This window comes from Rugamonas sp. (assembly GCF_025354735.1).
Lineage (GTDB): Bacteria > Pseudomonadota > Gammaproteobacteria > Burkholderiales > Burkholderiaceae_D > Rugamonas.
Genome location: NZ_JANXMI010000165.1, coordinates 1 through 4,960, shown reverse-complemented (window position 1 = coordinate 4,960; position 4,960 = coordinate 1). Strand labels below are relative to the sequence as shown.

Here is a 4,960-nt window from a genome sequence, read left to right as displayed (position 1 = left end):
CCGACGCACAAGGAGTCGACCACCAATTACGAAGTCGACAAGACCGTGCGCTACGAACAAAAAGGCATGGGCGGCCTGCGCCGGCTGACCGTGGCCGTGGTCATCAACTACCGCCGCCTGGTCGACGCCAAGACCGGCAAGGTGACGGTCAAGCCCTACACGCCGGAAGAAATGATCAAAATCAACGACCTGGTCAAGCAAGCCATGGGCTTCAGCCAGGATCGCGGCGACGCCGTCAGCGTCGCCAACTCGCCGTTCGAGGGCGTCGACCGGCCGTCCGAGGCCACGCTCGAGTGGTGGCGCGATCCGGCCAACCTGCCGCTGGCCAAGGAACTGGCCAAGTTCCTCATCACGGCCCTGATTTTGCTGTACATCTTCCTGCGCATCGTGCGGCCGATGATGCGGCCGGTCTTCAAGAAGATCGACGACCTCAACGCGCCGGAGCCGGAACCGGAAGAACCGGAGCCGGAACCGGAGCCGGACGCCGAGCTCATCGCCGAGGAGGAGTTGCGCAAAATGGAAGAAACCACCGTCCGCACGTATCGCGACAATCTGGCCCTGGCCAAGAAACTGGCCGTGGAAGATCCGCGCATCGTCGCCAACATCATCAAGGAATGGCTAGGCGCAAATGACTGAAAATACTGGAATGCAAAAGGCCGCCATCTTGATGCTGGCCATGGGCGAGAGCGAAGCGGCCGAGGTGATGAAATTCCTCGGCCCGCGCGAGGTGCTGAAACTGGGCGCGGCGATGGCGACCATGAAGAACGTGCCGCACGACCAGGTGGTCGGCACGCTCGACGACTTCCGCGATTCCGTCGCGGCGGCGTCCACCGTCGGCCTCGACTCGGACGAGTACATCCGCCAGGTGCTGACCAAGGCGCTGGGCGACGACAAGGCCTCGGTGCTGCTGTCGCGCATTTTGGGCGGCAAGGACGCCTCCGGCATCGAGTCGCTGAAGTGGATGGATTCGCAGTCGGTCGCCGAGCTGATCCGCAACGAGCACCCGCAGATCATCGCCACCATCCTGGTCCACCTGGAGCGCGACCAGGCCTGCGAAATCCTCGGCCACTTCACCGACCGTTTGCGCAACGACGTGGTGTTGCGCATCGCCACGCTCGACGGCGTGCAGCCGGCCGCGCTGCGCGAACTGAACGACGTGCTCACCAAGCTCTTGTCGGGCAACGAGAACATCAAGAAATCGTCGCTGGGCGGGGTGCGGGCGGCGGCCGAGATCCTGAACTTCATGTCCGGCGAACAAGAAGGTTCAGTGATGGACAACATCAAGAACTACGACAACGACATGGCCCAAAAGATCATGGATGAAATGTTCGTGTTCGACAACCTGATCGACATCGACGACCGCGGCATCCAGCTGCTGTTGCGCGAAGTGCAGTCGGAAATGCTGATTATCGCGCTCAAGGGCGCGTCGCAGGAATTGCGCGACAAGATCTTCAAGAACATGTCGGCGCGCGCCTCGGAAATGATGCGCGAGGATCTGGAATCGAAGGGGCCGGTGCGCCTGTCCGAAGTGGAAACGCAGCAGAAACAGATTTTGCAGATCGTGCGCCGTCTGGCCGACGAAGGCCAGATCGTGCTGGGCGGCAAAGGCGAGGATTCGTTTGTCTAATCCACCGAAAGAACAACAGTCGGCCTACCAGCGCTGGGAGATGACCTCCTTCGGCGACGACCGCCCGAGCCAGCTGGCCGCGCGCGAGGCCGAGCAGGCGGCGCAGGCCCAGGCCGCCTACGCGGCGCGGCTGCGCTTCGAGGCCCAGCTGCGCGCCGAGGAAGACGCGCGCGTCATGGAACCGGCCGGTCCGGCCATCCCGCCGCCGCCGGACTGGCCGACCGAGGATGAGCTGGCCGAAATCCGCGAACAGGCGCGTCTGGCCGGTTACGACGAGGGCCACGCGGCCGGCCACGCCGATGCGCTGGCCGCCGGGAAAATCGAGGCGGCCGAACAGGTGGAACGGCTGGCCGCGCTGGCCACGTCCTTCGGCACCGCGCTGCAAGAGGCCGACCAGCTGATCGCCGCCGACGTCATGGAACTGGCGCTGCACCTGGCCAAGGGCATGCTCAAGAACGCGCTGCACGTGAAGCCCGAGCTGATCCTGCCCATCGTGCGCGAGGCCATCGAATACCTGCCGGTGTTGCAGCAGCCGGCCCTGCTGGTGCTGCATCCGGACGACGTGAAGCTGGTGCGCGACAGCCTCGGCGAGGAGCTCGACAAGGGCGGCTGGCGCGTGATCGAAGACGCGTCCGTCGGCCGCGGCGGCTGCAAGGTCGACACCGCCAGCAACCAGATCGACGCCCAGGCCGCGTCGCGCTGGCAGCGCCTGACCCACGCGCTCGGCAAAGACGTCGACTGGCTGGTTTGAGCGGGGATGTCGCAACATGAATGGCAGCACTATGGATGACAGTAAATCAGATCGCGCCGACAACGCCCACGCGGGCCGCTGGCGCGCCTATCTCGGCGATTGCGGCGCGCTGATCGGCTTCGTCGAGCCGATGCAGGTGTCGGGCCGCGTCACGCGCGTGGCCGGCCTCGTCATGGAGGCGGTCGGCCTGCGCCTGGCCGTCGGCGCCGCCTGCACCGTGCCCCTGCCCAGCGGCGGCAAGGTCGAGGCCGAAGTGGTCGGCTTCGACGGCGAACGCCTGTTCCTGATGCCGCAAAGCGACGTCGAAGGCATCGTGCCGGGCACCCGCGTGTTCCCGGTCGAACCGATGATACCGCGGCCCGGCAGCGTGGCCCACCCGCGCCGCCGCCCCAGCGACCGCGCGCGCCACCTGCCGGTCGGGCCGGAACTGCTGGGCCGCGTGCTCGACGGCGCCGGCCGCCCGCTCGACAGCCTCGGCCCGCTGAACGCCTCCGACAGCGCGCCCATCAACGTGCGCCCCGCCAACCCGCTGGGCCGCGCGCCCATCGTCGACACGCTCGACGTCGGCGTGCGCTCGATCAACAGCATGTTGACGGTGGGACGGGGGCAGCGCATGGGCCTGTTCGCCGGCTCCGGCGTCGGCAAGTCTGTGCTGCTGGGCATGATGGCGCGCTACACCGAGGCCGACGTCATCGTCGTCGGCCTGATCGGCGAGCGGGGCCGCGAGGTCAAGGAATTCATCGAACAAATCCTCGGCGAGGAAGGGCTGGCCCGCTCCGTCGTCGTGGCCGCGCCAGCCGACACGCCGCCGCTGATGCGCCTGCAAGGCGCGGCCTACGCCACGGCCATCGCCGAATATTTCCGCGACCAGGGCCAGAATGTCCTGCTGATTATGGATTCGCTGACGCGCTACGCGATGGCCCAGCGCGAAATCGCGCTGGCCATCGGCGAGCCGCCGGCCACCAAGGGCTATCCGCCGTCGGTGTTCGCCAAGCTGCCGATTTTGGTCGAGCGGGCCGGCAACGCCGACGTCGGCGGCGGCTCCATCACCGCCTTCTACACCGTGCTGACCGAGGGCGACGACCAGCAAGATCCGATCGCCGACTCGGCGCGCGCGATTTTGGACGGCCACATCGTGCTGAACCGCCAGCTGGCCGAGGCCGGCCACTATCCGGCCATCGACATCGAACAGTCGATCAGCCGCGCCATGCATGCGATCACCTCGCCCGACCACCAGGCCAAGTCGCGCCTGCTCAAGCAAATGTATTCGCGCTACGAGCGCAGCCGCGACCTCATCAGCGTCGGCGCCTACGCACCCGGCAGCGACCCGCTGCTCGACAAGGCCATCACGCTGCACGAGCGCATCGAGCAATTCCTGCAACAGCAGATCAGCGAGCGCGTCAGCATGATCGAGAGCTTGGGCCAACTTACCACTCTGTTCGAGTGATGGCCGCTCCGGCCCGCTACCTATAATGGGGCATCATGGCTTCCCTATCCCAACTTGAAACCCTGATCGACCTGGCCCGGCGCGCCAGCGACGCCGCCGCTAAGCGGCTGGGCGTGGCGCTCAAGGCGGTCAGCGATGCCGAAGAAAAAAAGCAGATGCTGATCGGCTACCGCGACGAGTACGCGCGGCGTTTCGAGGCGGCGCAGCAGGCCGGCATCACGCCCATGGCCTACCGCAACTTCCAGGCCTTCATGGGCAAGCTGGAAAACGCCATCAACGGCCAGCAGGAAGTGCTGCGGGTGGCGATGTTGCGCAGCGGCGAGGAAAAAACGGCGTGGCAGGAAAGCGAGCGCAAGCGGCTGTCCTACACCACCCTGCTGGACCGCGCCGCCATCGTGGCGCTGAAGCGGGAAGCCAAGCTGGACCAGAAGCAGACGGACGAACACGCGGCACGGCAAGCCTATTACAAACGATAAGCGGACGGTCGGCCCAGGCTGACCGGCTCCACGCAACCCACACGGCGCGATCATGCAAACGAACAACCTTCAACTCCCGAACGTCGCCTTGAACGCGAACGCGCAGCAGATGAAAATCAGCTTGAACGCGCCCGCGCAGGACAACCAGTTCCAGCAAGCGCTGTCGCGCGAGATGGATCAGCGCCAGGCGGCCAGCAACGCCAACAACAACGCCAACAGCGCGCCCAAACCGGCCGACAAGGCGCCGACGCCGACCGCTTCCGCCGCGCCGCCACAGCCGACGGCGGCGCCCGCTCAGGCCCAGGCGCCGGCCAAACCAGCGGCCAGCAACGGCAATAACAACAGCGACGACAACGCCGACGCCGCCCAGCCGGCCGACGCCAGCGCCACGGCCTCGGCCGGCGCCGCCGGCGCCAAGCCGGCCACGACGGCGTCCGCCGCCGCGCCGGCCGACGGCAAAAAAGACGACAACGCCGCCAGCGACGCGCAAGCCGCGCTGGACGGCCCGGTGGCCAATCTGCTGGCCCTGGTCGCCGCCTTCAATCAACCCGCTGCCGCAACGAGCGTCGCGACGACCACGGCGGCCACCGCCGGCGTCGCCGCGACGCCGGCCGATGCGGCTGCTACCGCTGCGGCCAGCGCTGCTGCTGCTGCCGCCG

The 4,960-nt window shown here is 67.0% G+C and carries 5 protein-coding genes and 1 pseudogene; all 6 read left to right on the top strand.

Annotation, left to right across the window (positions count from 1 at the left end):
* A partial coding sequence (locus Q0S71_RS13600; protein ID WP_295996389.1) for a flagellar M-ring protein FliF C-terminal domain-containing protein occupies positions 1-636 on the top strand: 636 nt, incomplete at its 5' end.
* Positions 629-1,627 carry a flagellar motor switch protein FliG gene (fliG, locus tag Q0S71_RS13595; protein WP_295996387.1) on the top strand — a complete coding sequence of 333 codons (999 nt, stop codon included), beginning with the start codon at positions 629-631 and terminating at the stop codon, positions 1,625-1,627. The genes Q0S71_RS13600 and fliG, both read left to right, overlap by 8 nt.
* Positions 1,620-2,378, top strand: a complete 759-nt coding sequence (locus tag Q0S71_RS13590; protein ID WP_295996383.1) for a flagellar assembly protein FliH — start codon at positions 1,620-1,622, stop codon at positions 2,376-2,378. The genes fliG and Q0S71_RS13590 overlap by 8 nt, the downstream gene beginning before the upstream one ends.
* 31 nt (positions 2,379-2,409) lie before the next feature.
* Complete coding sequence (gene fliI, locus Q0S71_RS13585; RefSeq protein WP_295996378.1) at positions 2,410-3,825, top strand: flagellar protein export ATPase FliI; 1,416 nt, start codon at positions 2,410-2,412, stop codon at positions 3,823-3,825.
* Between the two features lie 35 nt (positions 3,826-3,860).
* Positions 3,861-4,301 (top strand): flagellar export protein FliJ, encoded by a 441-nt coding sequence (fliJ, locus tag Q0S71_RS13580; protein ID WP_295996375.1) that lies wholly within the window; start codon positions 3,861-3,863, stop codon positions 4,299-4,301.
* Between the two features lie 52 nt (positions 4,302-4,353).
* Positions 4,354-4,960: pseudogene (locus Q0S71_RS13575) on the top strand (flagellar hook-length control protein FliK); the annotation flags it as partial.